Source organism: Vitreimonas flagellata (genome assembly GCF_004634425.1).
Taxonomy (GTDB): Bacteria; Pseudomonadota; Alphaproteobacteria; order Caulobacterales; family Aquidulcibacteraceae; genus Vitreimonas; species Vitreimonas flagellata.
This window is the reverse complement of sequence record NZ_SBJL01000001.1, coordinates 1,231,844-1,252,497: the sequence shown is the minus strand read 5'-3', so window position 1 is coordinate 1,252,497 and position 20,654 is coordinate 1,231,844. Positions and strand designations below refer to the sequence as shown.

Below are 20,654 nucleotides of genomic sequence, written 5' to 3'. Positions count from 1 at the left end.
CCGTGCCGCACGAAAATCCTAGAAATATCCTCGATCCAGCCTGAGCGGCGGCGTCGCTTTTCGCCTCAAACGGGGGTAGCCTTTTGACCAATCTCGGACGTTTAGAGGCTGCATGGCCCCGCAGAATTCGACCCCCTTGCTCGACCAAATCAAGTTCCCGGCGGACCTCCGCAAGCTTGATGCGAACCAGTTGCAACAAGTGGCGGACGAGCTGCGCGCCGAAACCATCAGCGCCGTCTCAACCACGGGCGGCCATCTGGGCGCGGGCCTCGGCGTCGTCGAGCTCACGGTGGCGCTGCACTACGTGTTCGACACCCCGCGCGACATCGTCATCTGGGACGTCGGCCACCAAGCCTATCCGCACAAAATCCTGACCGGCCGGCGCGATCGCATTCGCACATTGCGTACCGGCGGCGGCCTCTCCGGCTTCACCAAGCGCGCCGAGAGCGAATACGATCCGTTCGGCGCAGCGCACGCCGCGACCTCAATCAGCGCAGCGCTTGGCTTTGCGGTCGCGCGCGATAAGCGTGGTGACGACAACAGCGTGATCGCCGTCATCGGCGACGGCTCGATCTCGGCCGGCATGGCCTATGAGGCGATGAACAACGCGGCTGAGAGCACCAAGCGGCTCATCGTCATTCTCAACGACAACGATATGTCGATCGCGCCGCCCGTGGGCGGCATGAGCTCGTATCTCGGTCGTCTGGCGTCCTCGAAGACCTATCGCCGCCTGCGCAAGACGGCGAAATCGGTGGCAGAGCATTTGCCGGCGCCGATCCATGATGTGGGCAAGAAGGTCGAGGAATACGCGCGCACGCTCGTCACCGGCGGCACCTTCTTCGAAGAGCTGGGCTTCCATTATCTCGGGCCGTTCGACGGTCACGATCTCGATACGCTGACGCTGATCCTCAAGAACGCCAAGGAATTCACCGATCGCCCGGTGCTGATCCATGTCGTCACCAAGAAGGGCAAGGGCTACGCGCCGGCGGAGAACGCCGCCGACAAATATCACGGCGTCACCAAGTTCAACGTCTTTACCGGCGAGCAAGCCAAGGGCGCATCGGCGCCGAGTTACACCAAAGTGTTCGCGCAATCGCTCGTGCGCCAGGCCGAGAAGGACAAGCGCGTCGTCGCCGTCACCGCCGCGATGCCGTCAGGCACCGGGCTCGACATTTTCGGCAAGCAATTCCCGGATCGCACCTTCGACGTCGGCATTGCCGAGCAGCACGCGGTCACGTTCGCGGCGGGCCTTGCCGCTGACGGTATGAAGCCGTTCGCCGCGATCTATTCGACCTTCCTGCAGCGCGGCTACGACCAAGTCGTGCACGACGTCGCCATCCAAAAGCTGCCCGTGCGTTTCGCCATGGATCGCGCCGGCCTCGTCGGCGCGGACGGCCCGACGCACGCGGGCAGCTTCGACGTCGGCTTCATGGGCGCGCTGCCGGGCATGGTGCTGATGGCCGCCGCTGACGGCAACGAGCTCTCGCGCATGGTCGCCACCGCCGCCGCGATCGACGATGCGCCCAGCGCCTTCCGCTATCCGCGCGGCGACGCCGACGGCGTGCTCGGGCCCGATTGCGACACGCCGCTCGAAATCGGCAAGGGCCGCATCCTGCGCGAAGGCACGTCCGTGGCGCTGCTCAATTTCGGCGCGCGCATGTCGGAAGCCAACAAGGCCGCCGACAAGCTCGCCGCGATGGGGCTTTCGACAACGCTGGCTGACGCGCGTTTCGCCAAGCCGCTCGACGAAGATCTGATCCGCCGCCTCGCACGCGAGCACGAAGTTCTGCTTACGATCGAAGAGGGCGCGGAGGGCGGCTTCGGCGCGTTCGTGCTGCACTTCATGGCGCGCGACGGCTTGCTCGACCGCGGCGTCAAAATCCGCACGCTCACGCTGCCCGACATCTTCCAGGATCAGGACAAGCCGGAAGCCATGTACGCCGCCGCAGGCCTCGACGCCGACGCCATCGCCAACGCAGCACTGCTGGCGCTCGGCCGCGGCGTGAACGAGGCGCGGGCTTAACTCCTCCCCCGCAAGCGAGGGGAGGGGGAAGTCCGCCCAAACCTCGCGCCACCCCCTCAGTCATCGCGCTCACGCGCGCCGACAGCTCCCCCGTAAACGGTTGAGCAGTTTTCGGAACTAGCGCGCCATCTCCGGGGTTCGCCTTCATCGAAGGAGTCCCATCATGAAATCACGCACGCGCGCCGCACTCTTCATTCTGCTTGGCCTGACAGCGCCCTTGGCCAGCGGCTGTGCTCTCGCCGCCGGCGCGGCGGTCGGCGCCGCCGCCGTCGATTATTTCTCTGACGACAATGACGTCTGCAACGGCCCGAACGACGAAGGCCTGCTCGACAGCGATTGCAACGACAGCAACCGCCGTCCGCCGCAATAAGCGCGGAGGCAGTAGGTGATCGACCCGCTGAAATTCCTATTGCCTAACACCCATCGCCTGCTGCCTAATCTCCGTCGCCCATAGCGACGGAGATTGAATCATGGCGAAAGGCCAAATGCGCTCCAACAAAGAGAAGCGCAAACCCAAGAAGGACAAAGCGCCAAAGGGCGGCACGAGCACGAGCGGCGCCAAGAGCTAGGTCTTGGATTTGTATCCTTGCGGGGGGCAAGCAGGGCGCTGACGCTTTAGGTGCAGTGCGCCAACTGCGTCCGCCCCGTAAGACCGCAGAGGGCGAGGGCTACCCATGCAGACGCGTATCGATGAAATTGCGTCGAGCGTTTATCGCATCGCCTCCGATGTCGATACTCCTGATGGCGCTGGCTTTTCCTTCAACCAATATCTCATCGCCGCTGACGAGCCGCTGCTCTGGCACACCGGCCCGCGCCGTTTGTTTGACGCCACCCACGCCGCCATTGCCCGCGTGCTCGCGCCTTCAAAATTGCGTTGGCTCGGCTTTTCGCATTTCGAGGCCGACGAGTGCGGCGCGCTCAATGAGTTTATCGCCGTTGCGCCCAATGCGCGGCCCGTATGCGGCCGCATCGGCGCGATGGTGTCGATCGGCGACGTGGCCAACGCACCGCCGCGCGCTTTGGCCGACGGCGAAGTCCTGGATATCGGCGGCGCGCGGCTGGCCTGGTACGACACGCCGCATCTGCCGCACGGGTGGGATTGCGGCCTCGTGTTCGATGAGACGCGTAAGCTCCTTTTCTGCGGCGATCTTTTCACGCAAGGCGGCAAGGGCCACGCGCCGGTGATCGAGAGCGACATCCTCGGCCCCAGCGAAGCGTTTCGTGGCCCCTTGGATTATTTCGCGCACGCCCCGCACACCCGCGCCGGCCTCGACAAACTCGCCGCGCTCAAGCCCGAGACTCTCGCCTGCATGCACGGCAGCGCCTGGCGCGGAGACGGCGGGGCCTTGTTGAGGGAGCTGGCGCAAAGAATTGGGTAACACGCGCAAAAGAAAGCCCGCGCTTTCACGCGGGCCGGAGGGGAGTATGCGAGGGGTTCTGTTAGTTGAAGGCGTTTTCGGCGCGCTCGTCAGCTGAATTCAAATCGCGTTGAATGTCGTCACCAGCTTCATCGACTACATTCTCGGCGCGATTGCCGGCTTGGGCCAGCGCATCGCCCGTCGCCTCGACGAGTTGGACGGTTTCGCGATCGATCACGCGGCCGGCGCGTTCGGCCGACATATCGTTCTCAACCCACGCATACGTAACGAGCGCAACGCCCCCGATCAGCGCAAATGTCGCAAACGTCCGGCCGCTGCCGCTATGCGTTGCAGCATGCGCGCCGCCGAATGTGTTGAAGAGCAACGAAAGCACGAAGAGGGCGAGGAACACCCAGAACAGCAGCACAGCAATCCCGCTAAACGCCGATGCGATGCCGCCAAAACCGAAAATCGCTGCAACGAGTGCAGCAACAAAGAAACCAATCGCCCAGCCAAGCATGGGAAATTCTCCGTTCACGAAACTGACGAGCGATGAACGTCAGTTCAGGGGAGAGGTTCCAGGCAGTGGGCAGTGGGCAGTGGGCAATAGGCAATAGAAACGAGCGCAGGCAAAACCTACTGCCCATTGCCCACTGCCTATTGCCGTTAGATCGGCATCCGCAGAATTTCTTGGTACGCGCTGATCACTTGGTCACGCACGGCGATCACGGTTTGCAGCTGCGTTTCCGCCGCCGCAATCGCGGTCACGACATCGACGATGTCAGCCTGGCCTGCAGCGACCGCCAGCGATTGTTGTTCGGCAACGCCAGCGCTTTGGCCAGCCTGGCGCACGGCATCTTGCACGAGCGCGCCGAAATCCATTTGGTCCGCGCCCGCAGCTTCGCCGCTGCGTTGCATCGCCTGCGCGGCTTGTTGATAGGCGCGCGCTGCTGAAAGGGGATCAACCGCCATTTACTTATCTCCGCAGCAATTCGAGCGCGCGATTGGTCATGCCTCGCGCGGCTTCGATCATGTTCAAGTTTGCTTCGTAGGCGCGCGTGGCTTCGCGCATGTCCATCATCTCAACGAGCGTATCGACGTTGGGCAGCCGCACATAACCGTCGCTATCAGCGGCCGGGTGCGTGGGGTTATATTCCTGGCGAAAGTCGCTCATGTCATAGGCGGTGCCCTGCACTTCGACGCCTTGAGCGCCGTTCGCCAGCGTCGTGCTTTCGAGCAGCGGCACGCGGCGGCGGAAGGGCTCTTCGTTCGGATTGGCGCCGGTGGAGTTGGCGTTGGCCACGTTTTCGGCGGCGACGCGCATCCGCACCGTTTGGGCGCGCATGCCGGAAGCTGCAGCGGCGATGGCTGAGTTGATATCGGTCATGGATTATCTTCCTGGCGCGCGCGATGCGAGGCGCACGAGGTCTAGGCCTTTTTGGTAGAGCGCTAAGCCGGTTTCGAATTGCATCCGCGTCTCGGCGGCGCGCGCCATCTGCTCTTCGAGCACGACTGCGTTGCCGTCGATCGTGGTTTCGGAGTCATCACGCGTAACGACCTGCACGCCAGAGCCGCCGCCGCCGCCGCCGCTGCTCATGTGGCCGGGATTGGTGCGGGCGACCGTCACGCCGCCGCTATTGGCGGCCGAAGCGAGCATGCGGTCAAAGCTCGTCGTGTCGAGGTCGCGCGGGCGATAACCGGGCGTCGACGCATTGGCGATGTTCTCGGAAATGAGGCGCTGACGCTCAGACAAATGGTCGAGTCGTTGGCGCAACAATCCGAAGAACGGGGAATTGGCGAGGTCCATTGCGTTCGACTCAAGGGCTGCAAACTTTGCCTAGTTGAGTGCGGTATGGTTAAGCGCGACTTAATTTCGGGTGGGAAAATTAATCCCTCATTTACCAAACCGGCTGAGGTCATGGACGCCTGAACTCCAGAACGGAGGCGTTCCGTGGAATTGTTGGATTGGGCGCGCAGCTTGTTTGCGCTGATTGCGACCCTGGCGCTGATCTTAGGTGTGGCTTACGGCGCGCGGCGGCTCGGCATGCTGCAACCGACCGCACAAGGCCCGCGCCGACTCAAGATATCCGAGAGCCTGATGATCGATCCGCGCCGGCGTCTAGTGATCGTGCGCTGCGATGGACGCGAACATCTGATGCTGTTGTCGCCGGCGGGCGATGTGGTGGTGGGCGAGACCCAAGCTGTTGAAGCTGCGCCGAGCGCGACTGGTGCGGAGAGTGGGGCGTGAGCGCTGATCAGTCGAAGCCGCCCAAGCAGGGCATTTTCCGCAAGCCTGAGTTCAAGGGCGCGGTGCGGACCATTCTGTTCGCCTCGGTGCTGATGTCAGCGCTGTCGGGCGCGACGTATGCGTTTGCGGCGGCGGGGCCGGCGCTGTCGATTGATCTTGGCACCGGCGATGGGCTGACGGCGCGGGTGCTACAGCTGACGGCTTTGATCACGGTGCTTTCGCTGGCGCCGTCGATCATCATCATGACGACAAGCTTCGTGCGCATCGTGGTGGTGCTCTCGCTGTTGCGGACTGCCATCGGCCTGCAGCAGGCGCCGCCGAACGTGGTGATCATCTCGCTTTCTCTGTTCTTGACGGCGTTCGTGATGCAGCCGGTTTGGAATGCCTCCTATGAAGCGGGCATTGGGCCGGTGATGCGCGAGGAAATGCCGCTCGACGAGGCGTTCCCGCGGATTGTGGAGCCGCTGAAAGCCTTCATGGCGTCGCAAACGCGGGAAGACGATCTGGCCCTCTTCATCGATATGGCGCGTCTGGAAACGCCGCCTCAGAGCGCGACGGATGTGCCGCTGCGGGTGATGGCGCCGGCGTTCATGATTTCGGAGCTGCGGCGGGCGTTCGAGATCGGGTTCATGCTGTTCATACCCTTTGTGATCATCGATCTCGTGGTGGCCTCATTGCTGATGGCCATGGGTATGATGATGATGCCGCCTGTGACCGTAAGCTTGCCGTTCAAGCTGATCTTCTTCGTCCTGGTGGACGGATGGCGATTGGTGGCGGGCTCCCTGGTGGAGAGCTTCAACGCGGGTGTCCCGCCGGGCGGATAGGGCCGGCGGGGGCAGAGTTTAGCGTTCGATGCCCAGGTCAGACATCAGCAGCGTCTTGAAGTCGTCGTCCTTGCGACCGAACAGGCCCCGAAAGAAGGCGGCAATGGATTGGAAGGCGCTCATCGGATTTCCCCTAAGTTCTTTTTGTCCGCGCAGATATTCTACGCGCGGGCACGTCCGATAGTTTCCGGCGCGCCTGAACCTAAGATGAGGTGGATTCGGTAAATTGGATGCTTCCAGTCGGAAGATAGTCACAGTGTGATGTGTAAAGCACGTTTTCGTCTGCGTTGAACGCTCGGCGCGCCGGTGTCTCGCCGGCATGCATGGCCTCCGCGCCGTTGATGCTTCGATCGCACAGCTGCCCCACGCACCTAACTCGCGTGCTTTGCTCTCATTCTGGCGCGGATGCGCAAGCTCTTGCCGGCCAGGCGCAGGCGCTCCGGATTAGGCGCGGCTCCAGTCGCGGACGAGTTCGCCCAACACTTCGAGCGGCACTGCGCCATTGGCGAGCACCGCGTCGTGGAAACCCGAGAGCGAGAAGCGCGCGCCCATCGCGGTGCGGGCTGCTTCGCGCAGGCGCAGGATTTCCATTTGACCGACCATGTAGGCGGTCGCTTGGCCTGGGTTGACGATGTAGCGACCGATGTCGCGGGCGGCCTCGCGTTCGCCGGCCGGCTGGTTCGCCAGAATGTAGTCGATCGCTTGCTGTCGGGTCCAACGCCTGGAATGGAGGCCTGTGTCGACGACGAGGCGGATAGCGCGGCGGAGCTCGAGCACGAGGCGGCCGAACTCCGAATACGGGTCCTGATAGCCGCCCATTTCCTTGCCGAGGCGTTCGGCGTAGAGGCCCCAGCCTTCAGTGTAGGCGGTGTAGAAGGTCAGGAAGCGGCGAAAGCGCGGCACGCCCTCCAGCTCCTGGGCGATGGCGATCTGCATGTGATGGCCAGGGATTCCTTCGTGATAGGCGAGTGCTTCGAGCTGGTAGGTCGGGATGGCGTGCACATCGAAGGTGTTGACGTAATAGATCGCCGGGCGTGAGCCGTCGGCGGCGGGGCGCTCGTAGAAGGCAAGGCCCGCGGCGCGTTCGCGGAACGGCTCGACCGGGCGCACTTCCAACGGCGCGCGCGGCAGGCGGCCGAAATATTGCGGCAGACGCGCGCGCATCGCGTCGATCGCGGCGGTGGCTCGGCGCACATAATCGGCGCGGCCCTCGACGGTGTCGGCGACGTAGAAGCGCGGGTCGGATTCCATGAATTGGAAGAAGGCCGCGAGGTCGCCGGTGAAATAGACCTGCCGCATGACGCCGCGCATTTCCTCGTGGATGCGGGCGACGGCGGCGAGACCGGTGTTGTGGATCTCGTCAGCGCTCATGTTCGTGGTGGTGAAGAGGCGCAGGCGGGCCGCGTAATATTCGTCACCGTCCGGCAATTTCCACGCGCCGTCATCGTCACCGGCGCGTGCTTGTTGGGCGGTGAGCACGGCGATGAGGCGCTCATACGCTGGCTTCACCGAATTGAGCAGCGCGGCGCGGCCGTCGCCAAGCAAGCGATCCTGGTCGCTTTGCGCGATCTGCAGCGCGCTCACTTTGGATTGGAAATCGTCCCAGAGCGGGCTGTCGGGGCCTTCGCCGAATGGCGCGCCGGCGATGACGTTACGGCTCGAAGACAGCGTGCCTTCGTAGGAGAATCGCGGCGGCATAATGCCTTGTGCTGCGGCGGCTTCGGAATTGGCGATCAGCTGATCCATCTTGGCGCGCAGTCCGTTGAGGCGCGCGACATAGGCTTCGGCGTCAGAGACGTTGGTGACTTGGTGCGCGTTGATCAGGAACGCGGGCAGGTTCGATTGCGCGCCGGCGTGGTGATTGAAGATGTAGCCGTGATTGCGCCAACGCCAATTCTCTTCCTGGCGCGCGACGCCCATGTCGAACAGGCGATAGGAGAGGCGATCCTGCGGCGTAAGACGCGCGGGGTCGAAATGCGAGAGCATGTATTCGCGCGCGGTGCGGGCGCGCTGCAATTGAGCTTCGGCGAAGGCCTCTGTCTCGTCGTCCCAGCGATCATAGCCGCGCCGGTCGCCGAGTTGGGTCGCGAGCTCTGGGGAGGAGGCGACGACGGCTTCGAATTGCTCCTCGAAGAAGGCGCCTAATTCCGAACCCGGATCGGTCATCTCCGTTGCGGTGCTACAACCAGCGACGGCCAGGGCGGAAGCGGTAAGCAGGGCGTGGCGGCGGGTGATGTTCATGGCGTCTCCCCATTGATCTTTCCGCTTCTTTAGCAGCGCGACGCCCGGCGGAAACCACTCGTTAACCACGAATGGCGTCCTTGGAGCGACGCTCGGCAGAATTTGCCGGGTCCGCGCGGGAGCGAATATGTCCGGAGCAGAAGTCCTCGACCTTGGGCGCGAGGCGATCTGGGTGACGGTGCTGGTGGCGGCGGGGCCGATGATCGTCGGCCTCGTGGTCGGCCTTGTCGTGTCCTTGCTGCAGACGCTCACCCAGATCCAGGAGCAGACGCTCGTGTTCGTGCCGAAGATCCTCGCGATCTTCTTCGCCATCCTACTTTTCCTGCCGATCATGGGCGGCCTTCTCGGCGGCTTCATGGACGGCATCTTCGAACGCATCGCGAATTACTGATGGAGCTCTCGCTCTACGGCGTCGATGTTTGGAGCGCGGCGCTCCTATTCGCGCGCATTGCTGGCGTGATCATGCTGCTGCCCGGCTTCAGTGAACCGGCGATTCCCGCGCGCGTGCGCTTGGGTTTTGCGTTGGTGTTGGCGATCTGCTTGGCGCCGACGCTTGCCGATCGCGTGCCAGATGCGGCGACGAGCGCATGGGGCATGGCGTTTCAAGTCTCGAGCGAAGCTTTGATCGGTATCTTAATCGGCGGGGCTGCGCGTTTCTTGATGACGGCGTTGGCGACGGCGGGTCAGATCGTCGGCCTGGAAATTGGCCTGGCGTTCGCGCAAACGGCTGACCCGACGATGACGCAATCCGGTCAGCTCACGTCGGTGTTCTTGAGCATGCTTGGTCTGGCGCTGATGTTCGCGACTGGCCTGCATCACATGTTTCTGCAAGGCGTTGTGGGCTCGTACGATTTAATCTCGCTAGGAGCGCCGCCACCTGTCGGCGACGCGGCGGATTTGGCGCTGACGACAGCGGCGACATCGTTCCGCGTTGGCTTTCAGATCGCGATGCCTGTGGTGGCGGCGGGACTGATTTTTCGCGTGGGTCTGGGCGTGCTCTCTCGTTTGATCCCGCAAATCCAAGTGTTCTTTATCATCATGCCGCTGCAAATCCTGGGCGGCTTGGTGGTGTTCGCGCTCGGTCTATCGACGGGCATGCTGATCTGGCTCGACAGCATGCAATCCTATGCGTTGTGGGTGAGGTGACGCATGGCCGCTGATGATGATGACAAAACAGAAGAGCCGACACCGCGAAAACTAGATCAGGCGCGCGAGAAGGGCGACATCGTCTATTCGACGGAAGTGGGCGCTGCACTCTCGTTGGTGGCCGCGACAGCGTTCGTCGCGTTCATGGCCGGGCCGATCACAAAGCAGATGGGTGAGAGCTTCATCGGCTTCCTCGCCATGCCAGATCAGCTTTCGACGGACCCGCGCTCGCTCACGGTGATCATGGGCGCGATCGGTATCAAGCTGTTGGCGATCTTCGGGCTCACCGCGATCGCGCTCGCCGTGAGCGGCATCGCCGCGCGCTATGTGCAGGATCGCCCAACCTTCACCGCCGAGCGGTTGCAGCCGAAACTCGACAAGCTCAATCCCATGGAGGGCTTCAAGCGCACCTTCGGCAAGCAGGCGTTTGCGACGTTTCTTAAGTCGCTGGCGAAGCTTGTGCTCGTCGGCGCTGTCTTGGGATGGGTGCTGTGGCCGCACGACGCGGTGATCGAGAATATGTCGCTGCTGGACCCCGGCGCGCTGCTGCCGTGGATTCAGGATCGCGTGGTGGCGATGCTGATGGCGCTGGCGAGCGCGGCGGCCTTGTTGGCGGCTGTGGATTACGTCTTCACGCGGCAATCCTACATGGAACGCATGAAAATGAGCCGGCGGGAGATCAAAGAGGAATTCCGCCAGAACGACGGTGACCCGATGGTCAAAGCCAAGCTGCGACAAATCCGCATGGAACGGTCGCGGCAACGCATGATGCAGAACGTGCCCAAGGCGAGCGTGATCATTACGAACCCGACTCACTACGCCGTGGCGTTACGGTATGAGCCTGGCGAAATCGGTGCGCCGGTGTGCTTGGCGAAGGGCGTGGACGCGACCGCGCTCAAAATTCGTGAGATCGCTGAAGAACATAACATTCCGATCGTGGAAGAACCGCCGCTGGCGCGGGCGCTGTTTGCGACCGCCGAGATCGACGAGCCGATACCTCGGGAACATTACGAGGCGGTGGCCAAGGTCATCGGCTTCATCATGCGTATGGCCCACCGACGCGGCCGGCCCAGAAGAAACTTGTAGCGGAGAACACACATGGCGGATGGATTCCCTACCGCGCCCCAACGTGATCCGCGCCCCGAATCGGGGTCAAGTGCCGGGCTAACAGGCGCGCCAATGACAGATCACGTAGACAATCCACCTCCGCGCGGCGGCGGGCGGCTCGATCCGCTTCAGATCCTTTTCTGGGTCTCGGCTGCTGTCGGCATCGGCGCGGCAGGCGTTGCGATTACGGCGGGGCCAAGTGTGGGCCAGGCGGGCGCGGTGCTGCTCGTGCTGGTCGCGGCTGTCGGCATGGTGCTGTTCTTCTGGATGTCGCGCGGCGCAGGGCGTCAGCACGGTGCGTTTCCAGAGCGTGGCGTGATCGCGGCGTCCGCGCTGCTGGGCGGACGCAACGAGCACGCGATGATCGAAGCGCTCGATGAAGCGGCGCTCGTCACCGACACGCATTTGTCGCCGCTGGTCGCGAACGTGGCGTATTACAACATCGCGGAAGCCGCCGGCGTGATGGGCGAGAGCGATCGCCCGCCGATGATGAGCCGCTTGTTTGGCGCAGACCCGATGTTGTCGGCGCCGATGTTCCGTTTGTCGAAGGCTGCACAGCTCGGCCAAACACGGCGCGAGGAATTGCCGGCGACGGCGGCGCTCACAGGCAAGCACGCGCGCTTTGAAGCCTGCGTTGGGCCGATCCCAGGCGGCTATGTGCTGTGGCGCTTGCGTGAGCTGGGTGCGGGCGAGGCGAGCGCGCCGGATGACACGTCGCGACAGATTTTCTTGGACGATGCGCCGGTTGGTTTCTTCGCCGCGCGCCCAGACGGCACGATTGCGTACATGAACCGCGCGCTGCGCGCGGTGCTCGGCTTGGGTGAAGACCCGGCGATCCTGCGCGTGCGCGATATCGTGAAGGAAGACCCGTCAAAGCTTCTTCGCCGCGATCGCCGCGGCTTCGGGCCGACGCCGGCGCGCGTGACGCTGCGCGGGCTCGACGGGCACGAGACGCAAGTCTCGACGCTGTCATTCTGGCCGGCGGAAGATGTGGACGGCACGTCGCGCTCGTTCGTGTTTTTCTCGGACGCGGAAGCTCCAGAAGCCGCACCCGCTGCGCCAAGTGCGCGCGGTTCAGGCGAGACGGATGAGGTGTTCGCGCAAGCGCCGCTTGGTATTGCCGTGCTCGATGGCGCGGACCCGGCGTCTGCGGCGCTCTTGGATTCCAACGCGTCGCTGATGGAGATGACGCAAGGCCGCGCGACGCCGAGTGCGGCGTTCGCAGATTTGTTTGAAGCCTCGGAAGGCCCGCAAGCTTTGGCGCAGCGTCTGCGTCAAGCCATGAACGACCCGACCGAGATCACGCTGGCAACCTCGCCGCCGATCGCGGTGCACGTACATCTCGCACGCTCGGCCGATGGCCGCAGCATCGCCTATCTGCTCAACGTGTCGCAACAACGCGAGCTTGAGACGCGTTTGGCGCAATCGGAAAAGATGCGCGAGATCGGCGAACTCGCAGCGGGCGTCGCGCACGATTTCAACAATCTGCTCACGGTGGTGATGCAGAATTGCTCGTACCTGCTGCGCCGCCACCCTGTGGGTGATGCGGATTATCCGACGCTGCAGGAAATCTCCGACAACGCGGCGAGTGCGAAAGAGCTTTCGGAAATGCTGCGCGCCTATGCGCGTCAGCAGACATTTGCGCGCGAAGTGTTCGACGTGGGTGATTTCGTTGGCTCACGCCAAGAGCTGATCCGCCGCATCATGGGCGCATCGATCAAGTACGAAATCCGGCATGGCCGCGATCTGCCGTATGTGAAGGTGGACAAGACCCAGCTTGAGCGCGTGCTCATCAATCTGGCGACCAACGCGCGCGATGCGATGACGCCGAAGGATTCGCCGATCCCGAAGGACGGCAAGCTTACGGTGCGCACATCCGTGATCAGTGCGGAAGCGGCGCGCGGCTTGGGCCACAACCCGATCGAAGATGGCCAGTACGTGATGATCGAAGTGGAAGACACGGGCTCAGGCATCAAGCCGGAGCACGCGGCGAAGATCTTCCGCCCGTATCACTCGACCAAGGAAGCTGGCAAAGGCACGGGCCTTGGCCTTGCGACCAGCTACGGCATCATCAAGCAATCGGGCGGCTACATCTTCTTTTCGTCGAAGCTGGGCGTCGGCACGACGTTCCGCATCTTCTTGCCGGTCTATGACCCGACGGCGGAAGAGCTGGAAGAAATCGCTGCGAAGGAGCGCGCGCTGATCGCGCCGCCGCCGAAGGACGTGGCGGGCCGTGGCAAAATCCTCTTCGTTGAAGATCAAACCGCGGTGCGCCGTTCAATCGTGCGCAATCTCAAGGAGTGCGGCTACGAGGTCGAAGAGGCGGAGAACGGTGAAGAAGCGCTCGAAGTGCTCGGCCGCAATCCGGGCGCCTACGACATCATCATCTCCGACGTCTCAATGCCGATCATGACCGGCCCGGAGATGCTGCAGGAAGCCGATCCGGCGATGATTGGCGCCGCGAAAGTGCTCTTCCTCTCCGGCTACGCGCCCGAAAGCTTCAGCCACATGCTGGAGCAATATCCCGTGCACTACATGAGCAAGCCGGTGACGATGGAGCAGCTCGTGGGGCGGGTTAAGGAGCTGCTGGCGGCTTAGGGTGTCAGCTTTGCGTTATGAACACCCCTCGACATTCTGAATGCTCGGGCCGCCCGCGTGTACGGCGGTGACCACGCCTTGCGCGTTGGTTTCGTAGCGGATGCCGCGCGCGTTTGCGTCTTCGACGAAGGGGGCGGCAGCGGTTGGACCGCCGACGCTCCAGATCGTGATGTATTCCGCGCCTTCGATGTATTTGTGCGGCTCGGACACCGCGCTTGCGCCGTAGGCGGTTTTGATCTCGGCGGCGGTGCTGCCGACACCAAAGCCGCGATCGGTGCGGAGCGTCGTGTTGTTGCGCAGGTTGATTGAGGTCAGCACGTCCTGCTGGATCATCACGAGCATGCCTTCGGGCGCGTTGGCCGGGTGGAAGAGATCGCACGCAGCCGGATCGGGGCCGCCGACAGCGCCGGGTGTCACGGTCGCGCCTACTGCGGCGGTGACTTCGGCGCGGGTCATGCCGACGCGCAATGTATTCCAGCCTTCGGGCGTGATTGCGTTAGCGTCAACGGCTGGCGTCTCAGCAGCCGGTGGTTCGATCGGTTCGGGCGGCGTCGCTTGCTGACCGCAGGCGGCGAGCAGGGTGGCGATGGCGGCGGTCGCAAGCAATCGCATGGGGCGTTCCTCGTTTGATTGAGATGCAAAACCGATGGCCGCGCGCCTTGTTCCAGCGGGCGGTGTCAAGCGTGTGCCTTATTGCGCGGAAAGGTCGCGCGCTTATTTTCAGGCCATGAGAAAACTCCTTGCTCTCCACGACGCGCCGCGCCCGCATTGGGTGGGCGATGGCTTTCCGGTGCGGTCGATGTTTTCGCCGCAAACGCATGGCGCGGCCGTGAGCCCGTTCATCCTGCTCGATTACGCGCAGCCTTATGAGTTCGCGCCGGCGACGCACAAGCGCGGCGTGGGCGTGCATCCGCATCGCGGCTTCGAGACCGTGACGATTGTCTATGCGGGCGAAGTCGACCATCGCGACTCGACCGGCAATGGCGGCCATATCGGGCCGGGCGACGTGCAATGGATGACGGCGGCGTCCGGTATTTTGCACGAGGAATTCCACTCGGCAGCGTTCACGAAGAACGGCGGCGCGATGGAGATGGTGCAGCTTTGGGTGAATTTGCCGGCGAAGGACAAGATGTCGCCGCCCGGCTATCAGACCCTGCTCGACGCCCAGATTCCCTCGGTGGATTTGCCGGGTGAGGCAGGCCGCGTGCGGGTGATCGCCGGCGAGTATGCGGGCGCACGAGGCCCGGCGCGGACGTTTACGCCGATCAACATTTGGGATGTGCGCTTCAAGGCGGGCGCGAAGGCGGAGTTCAACCTGCCGGAAGGCCATACGCTGGCGCTGCTGACGCAAAGCGGCAACGTGAAGCTTGAGGATAGCCGGCCTGCTGGGCCGTCGCAATTTGCGCTCTATGCGCGCGAAGGCGGCGCGATCGCGATCGAAGCGGAAAGCGACGCGAAGCTCTTGCTGCTGAGCGGCGAACCGATCAATGAGCCCGTAGTACAATACGGCCCGTTCGTGATGAACACGGAAGGCGAAATTCGTCAGGCGATCACGGATTTCAACGCGGGCAAGTTCGGCGATATCAGCGCGTTCGCCTAGCGGCCGGTGCGTCGTTCGCGGCGGGCGGCGAGGATCGCGAGCTTCTTGCTCGGCGGATAAACGACGACGCCGCCGTCAGCCGAGGTGACGAGCACCATATTGGGGTCGCCTTTCGCGGGCGTCGCTGGGCGCGAGAGTGCGGCCGTCTTCACGCGGAACGAATTCATCGATTCCAACGTGGGCGGATGTCCGCCGCGGGGCGGCAGGGGCGCGAGCGACGAAGCCATCCGACGATCCTCTCATATTCCACCAGCGGAACCATTAAGGCCGGATATGGCCGGAAGGGAATAGGGGGCGCGCTGTTCTCGGGATTGGGGACTAGGGATTGGGGAAGAGAGCCTGCACGACGCGCCAGGTATTGTGTCAGTTGGACCTCTCGCCGGTGCTCGCATGTTCTCCTTGTGTTCCGAGAACAAATAGTGCACATTCGATTCCTGACGCGGACATGCGCAGCGCCTGTAGTCCAGGGCATGGACTCGACCTAGTGGGAGACGGACATATGGCCAAGTTGAAGCTTGTTGAGGCGGAAGTGGAAACGGACAAGCAGAAGGCTTTGGCCGCAGCTCTCGGACAAATTGATCGCGCCTTCGGCAAAGGCTCGGTCATGCGTCTGGGCGAGAAGCCCGTGGTTGAGATCGAGGCGATCTCCACTGGCTCCTTGAGCCTCGACATCGCGCTTGGCATTGGCGGTCTGCCCAAGGGCCGCATCATTGAAATTTATGGCCCGGAAAGCTCGGGCAAGACGACGCTGGCGCTGCACTGCATCGCTGAAGCGCAAAAGAGCGGCGGCGTGTGCGCCTTCGTGGACGCCGAGCACGCGCTCGATCCGATCTATGCGCGCAAGCTGGGCGTTGATCTCGACGATCTCCTCGTCTCGCAGCCGGACACCGGCGAGCAGGCTTTGGAAATCACCGATACGCTCGTGCGTTCGGGCGCGGTTGATGTGCTGGTGGTGGACTCCGTCGCGGCGCTGACGCCGCGCGCGGAAATCGAAGGCGAGATGGGCGATAGCTTGCCGGGCTTGCAGGCGCGCTTGATGAGCCAGGCGCTGCGTAAGCTCACGGCCTCGATCTCGAAGTCGAACACGTTGGTGATCTTCATCAACCAGATCCGCATGAAGATCGGCGTGATGTACGGCAACCCGGAAACGACGACGGGCGGCAACGCGCTGAAATTCTACGCGTCGGTACGTCTCGACATTCGCCGCACGGGCCAGATCAAGGAACGCGACGAAGTCATTGGCTCGGAAACCCGTGTCAAAGTCGTGAAAAACAAGGTCGCGCCGCCGTTCAAGCAGGTGCAGTTCGACATCATTTACGGCGAAGGTATCTCCAAGACGGGCGAATTGATCGAGCTCGGCGTGAAGGCGGGCGTGATCGATAAATCCGGCGCCTGGTATGCCTATGGTGGGCAGAAGATCGGCCAAGGCAAGGAAGCCGCGCGCCGGTTCTTGAAGGAACACAAGGACGTCGCCCTTGCGATCGAGGACGCCATTCGTGGCAAGTCGAGTGCGGTGGCCGACGCCATGTATTCTCCGCCTGAAGGCGACGAAGACAAAGACTAAGATTAAGTCGCCGCGCGCGCGATCCAAGTTTCGCTGGCCGGTTCGGGGCTGTGACCGACCCGACCCCATGCCCTGGTGCATCCCTGGGCCGGCCGGCGGATTCCTTGATCTGATCTCTATGGAGTTTGCACGATGGAGCCGCGCGTTTCCCTGATTACGTTGGGCGTCGCGGATTTGGCGCGGTCGCGGGCGTTCTATGAAGCGCTTGGATTTCGGGCGTCATCCGCGAGCCAGGGCGACATCGTATTCTTTCAAGCGGGCGCGCAGGCGCTAGCCATTTTTCCGCGTGCTGAGTTAGCGCATGACGTCGGCATCGACGTCGCGGGCGGTGGTTTTCGCGGCATGACGTTGGCGCACAATGTCCGCACCAAGCAAGAGGTCGCCGTCGTGCTGGAGGAAGCGCGCGCGGCGGGGGCCGAGATCGTGAAGCAAGGACAGGACGTGTTCTGGGGCGGGCATTCCGGCTATTTCGCGGATCCGGATGGCCACCTGTGGGAGGTGGCCTGGAACCCACTCGCACCGCTCGGCGCGGACGGGGCGTTTGTTCTACCGGAGTAAATAGCGCGACAGGGCCGACAAGGACTTGATGCCGGCTGGAAGCCGGCGGTCCGCTCGGCCCACGTCCAGCCCGCCCGCTTGGCGTTGTGCGCTGCACTACCTATACCAAACCGGAACCCTGATTTGGCCGTCCGCGCAAACGCGGAACGGCTTTGGATACGGCTTGGTAGAGTGATGACGAGCGTCAACGACATCCGTCGGCAGTTTTTGGATTTCTTCGGTTCGCGCGATCACGCGCTGCCGGGCTCGTCGTCGCTGGTGCCGCAGGACGACCCGACCTTGCTCTTCGTCAATGCCGGCATGGTGCAGTTCAAGAATTACTTCACGGGCGCGGCGAAGCCACCGTTCCCGCGCGCGGCCACCAGCCAAAAGTGCGTACGCGCCGGCGGCAAGCACAACGATCTCGACAATGTCGGCTACACGGCGCGGCACCTCACGTTCTTCGAGATGCTCGGCAATTTCTCGTTCGGCGATTATTTCAAGGAAGGCGCGATCGACGCCGCCTGGACGCTGATCACGCGCGACCTTGGTCTTCCGAAGGATAAGCTGCTCGTCACCGTTTATCACGATGACGATGAGGCGGCCGCGCTCTGGAAGAAGATCGCGGGCTTTAGTGACGACAAGATCATCCGTATCGCCACCAACGACAATTTCTGGTCGATGGGGGACACGGGGCCGTGCGGTCCGTGCTCGGAAATCTTCATCGATCGCGGCGATCACATCTGGGGCGGTCCCCCAGGTTCGAAAGACGAAGACGGCGATCGCTTCCTCGAATTCTGGAATCTCGTGTTCATGCAATACGAGCAATTCAGCGACGATCGCCCGCGCGCGAAATTGCCGAAGCCGTCGATCGATACGGGCATGGGCTTGGAGCGCATGGCTTGCGTGCTTCAGGGCGTGGAATCCGTGTTCGAAACCGATCTCTTCCGCACGCTGAAGGCGGCGTCGGAAGAAATGACGAAATCGAAGGCGCAAGGCGAGCAGGCGCCAAGCCACAATGTCATCGCCGACCATTTGCGCTCGTCGTGCTTCTTGATCGCGGACGGCGTGTCGCCGTCGAACGAAGGTCGCGGCTACGTGCTGCGTCGGATCATGCGCCGCGCCATGCGGCACGCGCACATTCTGGGCGCCAAAGAGCCTTTGATGCACCGCTTGGCGCCGACGCTCATCGCTGAGATGGGCGATGCCTATCCCGAATTGAAGCGCGCGCAGCCCGTGATCGAAGCGCAATTGCGCGAAGAGGAAGAACGCTTCCGCCGCACGCTAGCGAATGGCCTGCGTCTACTGGAAGACGAAATCAGCGGCTTGAAGCATGGTCAGAAACTTTCGGGCCGCACGGCGTTCAAGCTCTATGACACGTTCGGCTTTCCGCTCGATCTCACGCAAGACATTCTGCGCGGCAAGAGTCTCGAGGTCGATGTCGCTGAATACGATGTCGCGATGCAGGAACAGAAGGATCAGGGCGCGGCGAGCTGGAAGGGCGCGGATGGCGCCGACAATCCGGCGATCTGGCATTCGATCCTGGAGCGTACGCACGGCAACGAATTCTTGGGTTACAGCGGCGAAGTGGGCGACGGCAAAGTCACCGGCATCGTAGCCGGCGGCGCCGAGCAGCACGATCTGCGCGAAGGTATGGGCGGCGCGCTCGTGTTCGATCGTACGCCGTTCTACGCCGAAAGCGGCGGCCAGGCGGGCGATCATGGAATCATCAAGTTCGCCAACGGCGCCGAGTTCGTTGTCGAGGATACGCAGAAGCAAGCGGGTGCGCTGCACGCGCATGTTGGCCGCTTGGTGAAAGGATCGATCAAGGTTGGCGATGCGGCCAAGCTTGAGATCGATCATGAGCGGCGCGCTAAAATCCGCTCGAACCATTCGGCGACGCACTTGCTGCACGCGGCGTTGCGCAACACTCTTGGGCCGCATGTGACGCAGAAGGGCTCGTTGGTTGAGGCGGATTATTTCCGTTTCGATTTCAGCCATGGCCAACCGGTCAGCGGCGAGGAGATCGGTCGCGTCGAAGATGAAGTGAACGCGGTCATTCGCCAGAACGCCGAAGGCGTAATCAAGGAAATGGCGCCGGCAAAGGCGATCGAAGAAGGCGCATTGGCGCTGTTCGGCGAAAAGTATGGCGACCAAGTGCGCGTGCTGCGTTTGGGTGATGCGCTAGCGCATGACGGCAAGGCCTATTCGGTCGAGCTTTGCGGCGGCACGCACGTGAAGCGCACGGGCGATATCGCGGTGTTTGCAGTGCTGAGCGAAAGCGGCGTGGCCGCTGGCGTGCGCCGTATCGAGGCTGCGACGGGTGCGGCGGCCTTGGCGCACCTCAAAGCGCAAGCGGCGCTCGCGAAAGCCGTGTCGGCGAATTTGAGAACGCCGCTCGCGGAATTGCCGGATCGCGTCGCGCAATTGGCCGACGAGCGCCGCAAGCTTGAGCGCGAATTGAGCGAAGTGAAAACCAAGTTGGCGCTCGCGGGCGGCGGCGGACAAGCAGCGCCGGCTGGGCCGGAGAATGTTGCGGGCGTTTCCGTGCTCGCGCGCGTCCTCGAAGGCGTGCCGGCGAAGGAGCTGCGCGGGCTCGTCGATGAGGGCAAGAAATCTCTGGGCTCCGGTGTGATTGCGTACGTTGGCGTCGAGGATGGCAAAGCGGCGTTGGCGGTTGGCGTGACCGATGACCTCAAGGGCAAGATCAGCGCCGTCGATCTGGTGAAAGCGGGCGTTGCGGCTGTCGGTGGCCAAGGCGGTGGTGGGCGACCCGACATGGCGCAAGGCGGCGGGCCGAATGGCAGGGATGCCGGCAAGGCGATCGACGCGATCCGCGCGGCGCTGCAATCGTTGGCCGCGTGAGCGACGTTAAATATCGTGATGCGGATGCGGCTGATGCTGAAGCCCTGGCCGCGTTTGCGGAGCGCACCTTCACCGAGACGTTTGGCCATCTCTATCCGCCGGAAGACCTGACGTCTTACGTCGAGGCGAAATATCGCGCGCGTGTCGTTGCGGGGGAGATTGCCGAGCCTGAGACACGCTATCGGCTTGCGCTGCGCGGCGATTCCATCATCGGCTATTGCAAGGTGGGCGTGGTCGACATGGAGGTCGACGCGACTGACGCGCTAGAGCTGCACCGACTCTACGTGGACAGTAGCGCGAAGGGCGCGGGCGTTGCGCAAGCGCTGATGGATGAAGCGCTCGCGTGGGCGCGCGGCAAGGGCGCTAAGCGCATGTATCTCAGCGTCTGGGAAAACAACACGCGCGCGCAAGCCTTCTATCGCCGTTATGGCTTCGAACATGTCGGCGAACACAAATTCATGGTCGGCCGGGTGGCCGACCGCGACTTCATCTGGCGGCTGACGCTGTAGTCGATCCGGACCGGTAACGTCTCGGAAACCAAAT

The 20,654-nt window shown here is 63.1% G+C and carries 20 protein-coding genes and 1 pseudogene; 14 read left to right on the top strand and 7 right to left on the bottom strand.

Annotated elements, in window-relative coordinates:
- The first annotated feature begins 112 nt into the window (after positions 1 to 112).
- The 3 genes from dxs (at position 113) to EPJ54_RS06435 (ending at position 3,402) form a co-directional block, all read left to right on the top strand.
- Positions 113 to 2,023 (top strand): 1-deoxy-D-xylulose-5-phosphate synthase, encoded by a 1,911-nt coding sequence (gene dxs / locus EPJ54_RS06445; protein ID WP_135210822.1) that lies wholly within the window; start codon positions 113 to 115, stop codon positions 2,021 to 2,023.
- Between the two features lie 163 nt (positions 2,024 to 2,186).
- Positions 2,187 to 2,393: a hypothetical protein gene (locus tag EPJ54_RS06440; RefSeq protein WP_135210821.1), complete on the top strand. Its 207-nt coding sequence runs from the start codon at positions 2,187 to 2,189 to the stop codon at positions 2,391 to 2,393.
- Positions 2,394 to 2,697: 304 nt separating this feature from the next.
- A complete protein-coding gene (locus EPJ54_RS06435; RefSeq protein WP_135210820.1) occupies positions 2,698 to 3,402 on the top strand; it encodes an oxygen-binding di-iron domain-containing protein in 705 nt (234 codons plus the stop codon).
- A gap of 340 nt (positions 3,403 to 3,742) precedes the next feature.
- On the opposite strand, the pseudogene EPJ54_RS20385 reads toward EPJ54_RS06435, so the two are convergent.
- The 4 genes and pseudogenes from EPJ54_RS20385 to flgB all read right to left on the bottom strand — a co-directional run.
- Positions 3,743 to 3,901, bottom strand: a pseudogene (locus tag EPJ54_RS20385) (DUF1328 domain-containing protein); the annotation flags it as partial.
- Between the two features lie 146 nt (positions 3,902 to 4,047).
- Positions 4,048 to 4,353 (bottom strand): flagellar hook-basal body complex protein FliE, encoded by a 306-nt coding sequence (gene fliE, locus EPJ54_RS06425; RefSeq protein ID WP_135210818.1) that lies wholly within the window; start codon positions 4,351 to 4,353, stop codon positions 4,048 to 4,050.
- A gap of 4 nt (positions 4,354 to 4,357) precedes the next feature.
- Positions 4,358 to 4,768, bottom strand: coding sequence for a flagellar basal body rod protein FlgC (gene flgC, locus EPJ54_RS06420; RefSeq protein ID WP_135210817.1), 411 nt, complete (start codon positions 4,766 to 4,768; stop codon positions 4,358 to 4,360).
- Positions 4,769 to 4,771: 3 nt separating this feature from the next.
- Positions 4,772 to 5,188: a flagellar basal body rod protein FlgB gene (gene flgB / locus EPJ54_RS06415; RefSeq protein WP_135210816.1), complete on the bottom strand. Its 417-nt coding sequence runs from the start codon at positions 5,186 to 5,188 to the stop codon at positions 4,772 to 4,774.
- Between the two features lie 144 nt (positions 5,189 to 5,332).
- Here flgB and EPJ54_RS06410 point away from each other — a divergent pair, with 144 nt between their 5' ends.
- On the top strand, positions 5,333 to 5,629 hold the full coding sequence (locus EPJ54_RS06410) for a flagellar biosynthetic protein FliO (RefSeq protein ID WP_135210815.1): 297 nt from the start codon (positions 5,333 to 5,335) through the stop codon (positions 5,627 to 5,629).
- A gap of 92 nt (positions 5,630 to 5,721) precedes the next feature.
- Complete coding sequence (fliP, locus tag EPJ54_RS06405; protein ID WP_135211203.1) at positions 5,722 to 6,453, top strand: flagellar type III secretion system pore protein FliP; 732 nt, start codon at positions 5,722 to 5,724, stop codon at positions 6,451 to 6,453.
- A gap of 444 nt (positions 6,454 to 6,897) precedes the next feature.
- On the opposite strand, the gene EPJ54_RS06400 is transcribed toward fliP, so the two are convergent.
- Positions 6,898 to 8,694: a DUF885 domain-containing protein gene (locus tag EPJ54_RS06400; RefSeq protein ID WP_135210814.1), complete on the bottom strand. Its 1,797-nt coding sequence runs from the start codon at positions 8,692 to 8,694 to the stop codon at positions 6,898 to 6,900.
- Between the two features lie 127 nt (positions 8,695 to 8,821).
- Here EPJ54_RS06400 and fliQ point away from each other — a divergent pair, with 127 nt between their 5' ends.
- The 4 genes from fliQ (at position 8,822) to EPJ54_RS06380 (ending at position 13,545) form a co-directional block, all read left to right on the top strand.
- The gene (gene fliQ, locus EPJ54_RS06395; RefSeq protein ID WP_135210813.1) at positions 8,822 to 9,085 is read left to right on the top strand and encodes a flagellar biosynthesis protein FliQ; all 264 of its coding nucleotides are present in this window, start codon (positions 8,822 to 8,824) and stop codon (positions 9,083 to 9,085) included.
- A complete protein-coding gene (gene fliR / locus EPJ54_RS06390; protein ID WP_135210812.1) occupies positions 9,085 to 9,840 on the top strand; it encodes a flagellar biosynthetic protein FliR in 756 nt (251 codons plus the stop codon). Before fliQ ends, fliR begins: the two co-directional genes overlap by 1 nt.
- A gap of 3 nt (positions 9,841 to 9,843) precedes the next feature.
- The gene (gene flhB / locus EPJ54_RS06385; RefSeq protein ID WP_135210811.1) at positions 9,844 to 10,926 is read left to right on the top strand and encodes a flagellar biosynthesis protein FlhB; all 1,083 of its coding nucleotides are present in this window, start codon (positions 9,844 to 9,846) and stop codon (positions 10,924 to 10,926) included.
- Positions 10,927 to 11,019: 93 nt separating this feature from the next.
- Complete coding sequence (locus EPJ54_RS06380; protein WP_135210810.1) at positions 11,020 to 13,545, top strand: ATP-binding protein; 2,526 nt, start codon at positions 11,020 to 11,022, stop codon at positions 13,543 to 13,545.
- Positions 13,546 to 13,560: 15 nt separating this feature from the next.
- Here the strand turns inward: EPJ54_RS06380 and EPJ54_RS06375 are convergent, their stop codons facing one another.
- A complete protein-coding gene (locus tag EPJ54_RS06375) occupies positions 13,561 to 14,157 on the bottom strand; it encodes a hypothetical protein (protein WP_135210809.1) in 597 nt (198 codons plus the stop codon).
- Positions 14,158 to 14,272: 115 nt separating this feature from the next.
- Here EPJ54_RS06375 and EPJ54_RS06370 point away from each other — a divergent pair, with 115 nt between their 5' ends.
- Complete coding sequence (locus EPJ54_RS06370; RefSeq protein ID WP_135210808.1) at positions 14,273 to 15,145, top strand: pirin family protein; 873 nt, start codon at positions 14,273 to 14,275, stop codon at positions 15,143 to 15,145.
- Here EPJ54_RS06370 and EPJ54_RS06365 read toward each other — a convergent pair.
- Positions 15,142 to 15,372 (bottom strand): hypothetical protein, encoded by a 231-nt coding sequence (locus EPJ54_RS06365; protein WP_135210807.1) that lies wholly within the window; start codon positions 15,370 to 15,372, stop codon positions 15,142 to 15,144. The two genes, EPJ54_RS06370 and EPJ54_RS06365, sit on opposite strands and share 4 nt — an antisense overlap.
- Before the next feature lie 272 nt (positions 15,373 to 15,644).
- Between EPJ54_RS06365 and recA the strand changes: the two genes are divergently transcribed.
- The 4 genes from recA to EPJ54_RS06345 all read left to right on the top strand — a co-directional run bounded on the left by recA (position 15,645) and on the right by EPJ54_RS06345 (position 20,620).
- Positions 15,645 to 16,709, top strand: a complete 1,065-nt coding sequence (gene recA / locus EPJ54_RS06360; RefSeq protein WP_135210806.1) for a recombinase RecA — start codon at positions 15,645 to 15,647, stop codon at positions 16,707 to 16,709.
- Between the two features lie 132 nt (positions 16,710 to 16,841).
- Positions 16,842 to 17,267 carry a VOC family protein gene (locus EPJ54_RS06355; RefSeq protein ID WP_135210805.1) on the top strand — a complete coding sequence of 142 codons (426 nt, stop codon included), beginning with the start codon at positions 16,842 to 16,844 and terminating at the stop codon, positions 17,265 to 17,267.
- Positions 17,268 to 17,441: 174 nt separating this feature from the next.
- A complete protein-coding gene (alaS, locus tag EPJ54_RS06350; RefSeq protein ID WP_135210804.1) occupies positions 17,442 to 20,111 on the top strand; it encodes an alanine--tRNA ligase in 2,670 nt (889 codons plus the stop codon).
- Positions 20,108 to 20,620: a GNAT family N-acetyltransferase gene (locus tag EPJ54_RS06345; protein WP_135210803.1), complete on the top strand. Its 513-nt coding sequence runs from the start codon at positions 20,108 to 20,110 to the stop codon at positions 20,618 to 20,620. Before alaS ends, EPJ54_RS06345 begins: the two co-directional genes overlap by 4 nt.
- The last annotated feature ends 34 nt before the right edge of the window (positions 20,621 to 20,654 follow it).

Excerpts from the sequence above, each read along its gene's own strand:
- dxs (WP_135210822.1), top strand. The coding sequence starts at position 113 with ATGGCCCCGCAGAATTCGACCCCCTTGCTCGACCAAATCAAGTTCCCG.
- EPJ54_RS06440 (WP_135210821.1), top strand. The coding sequence starts at position 2,187 with ATGAAATCACGCACGCGCGCCGCACTCTTCATTCTGCTTGGCCTGACA.
- EPJ54_RS06435 (WP_135210820.1), top strand. The coding sequence starts at position 2,698 with ATGCAGACGCGTATCGATGAAATTGCGTCGAGCGTTTATCGCATCGCC.
- fliE (WP_135210818.1), bottom strand. The coding sequence starts at position 4,353 with ATGGCGGTTGATCCCCTTTCAGCAGCGCGCGCCTATCAACAAGCCGCG.
- flgC (WP_135210817.1), bottom strand. The coding sequence starts at position 4,768 with ATGACCGATATCAACTCAGCCATCGCCGCTGCAGCTTCCGGCATGCGC.
- flgB (WP_135210816.1), bottom strand. The coding sequence starts at position 5,188 with ATGGACCTCGCCAATTCCCCGTTCTTCGGATTGTTGCGCCAACGACTC.
- fliP (WP_135211203.1), top strand. The coding sequence starts at position 5,722 with ATGTCAGCGCTGTCGGGCGCGACGTATGCGTTTGCGGCGGCGGGGCCG.
- EPJ54_RS06400 (WP_135210814.1), bottom strand. The coding sequence starts at position 8,694 with ATGAACATCACCCGCCGCCACGCCCTGCTTACCGCTTCCGCCCTGGCC.
- fliQ (WP_135210813.1), top strand. The coding sequence starts at position 8,822 with ATGTCCGGAGCAGAAGTCCTCGACCTTGGGCGCGAGGCGATCTGGGTG.
- fliR (WP_135210812.1), top strand. The coding sequence starts at position 9,085 with ATGGAGCTCTCGCTCTACGGCGTCGATGTTTGGAGCGCGGCGCTCCTA.
- flhB (WP_135210811.1), top strand. The coding sequence starts at position 9,844 with ATGGCCGCTGATGATGATGACAAAACAGAAGAGCCGACACCGCGAAAA.
- EPJ54_RS06380 (WP_135210810.1), top strand. The coding sequence starts at position 11,020 with ATGACAGATCACGTAGACAATCCACCTCCGCGCGGCGGCGGGCGGCTC.
- EPJ54_RS06375 (WP_135210809.1), bottom strand. The coding sequence starts at position 14,157 with ATGCGATTGCTTGCGACCGCCGCCATCGCCACCCTGCTCGCCGCCTGC.
- EPJ54_RS06370 (WP_135210808.1), top strand. The coding sequence starts at position 14,273 with ATGAGAAAACTCCTTGCTCTCCACGACGCGCCGCGCCCGCATTGGGTG.
- EPJ54_RS06365 (WP_135210807.1), bottom strand. The coding sequence starts at position 15,372 with ATGGCTTCGTCGCTCGCGCCCCTGCCGCCCCGCGGCGGACATCCGCCC.
- recA (WP_135210806.1), top strand. The coding sequence starts at position 15,645 with ATGGCCAAGTTGAAGCTTGTTGAGGCGGAAGTGGAAACGGACAAGCAG.
- EPJ54_RS06355 (WP_135210805.1), top strand. The coding sequence starts at position 16,842 with ATGGAGCCGCGCGTTTCCCTGATTACGTTGGGCGTCGCGGATTTGGCG.
- alaS (WP_135210804.1), top strand. The coding sequence starts at position 17,442 with ATGACGAGCGTCAACGACATCCGTCGGCAGTTTTTGGATTTCTTCGGT.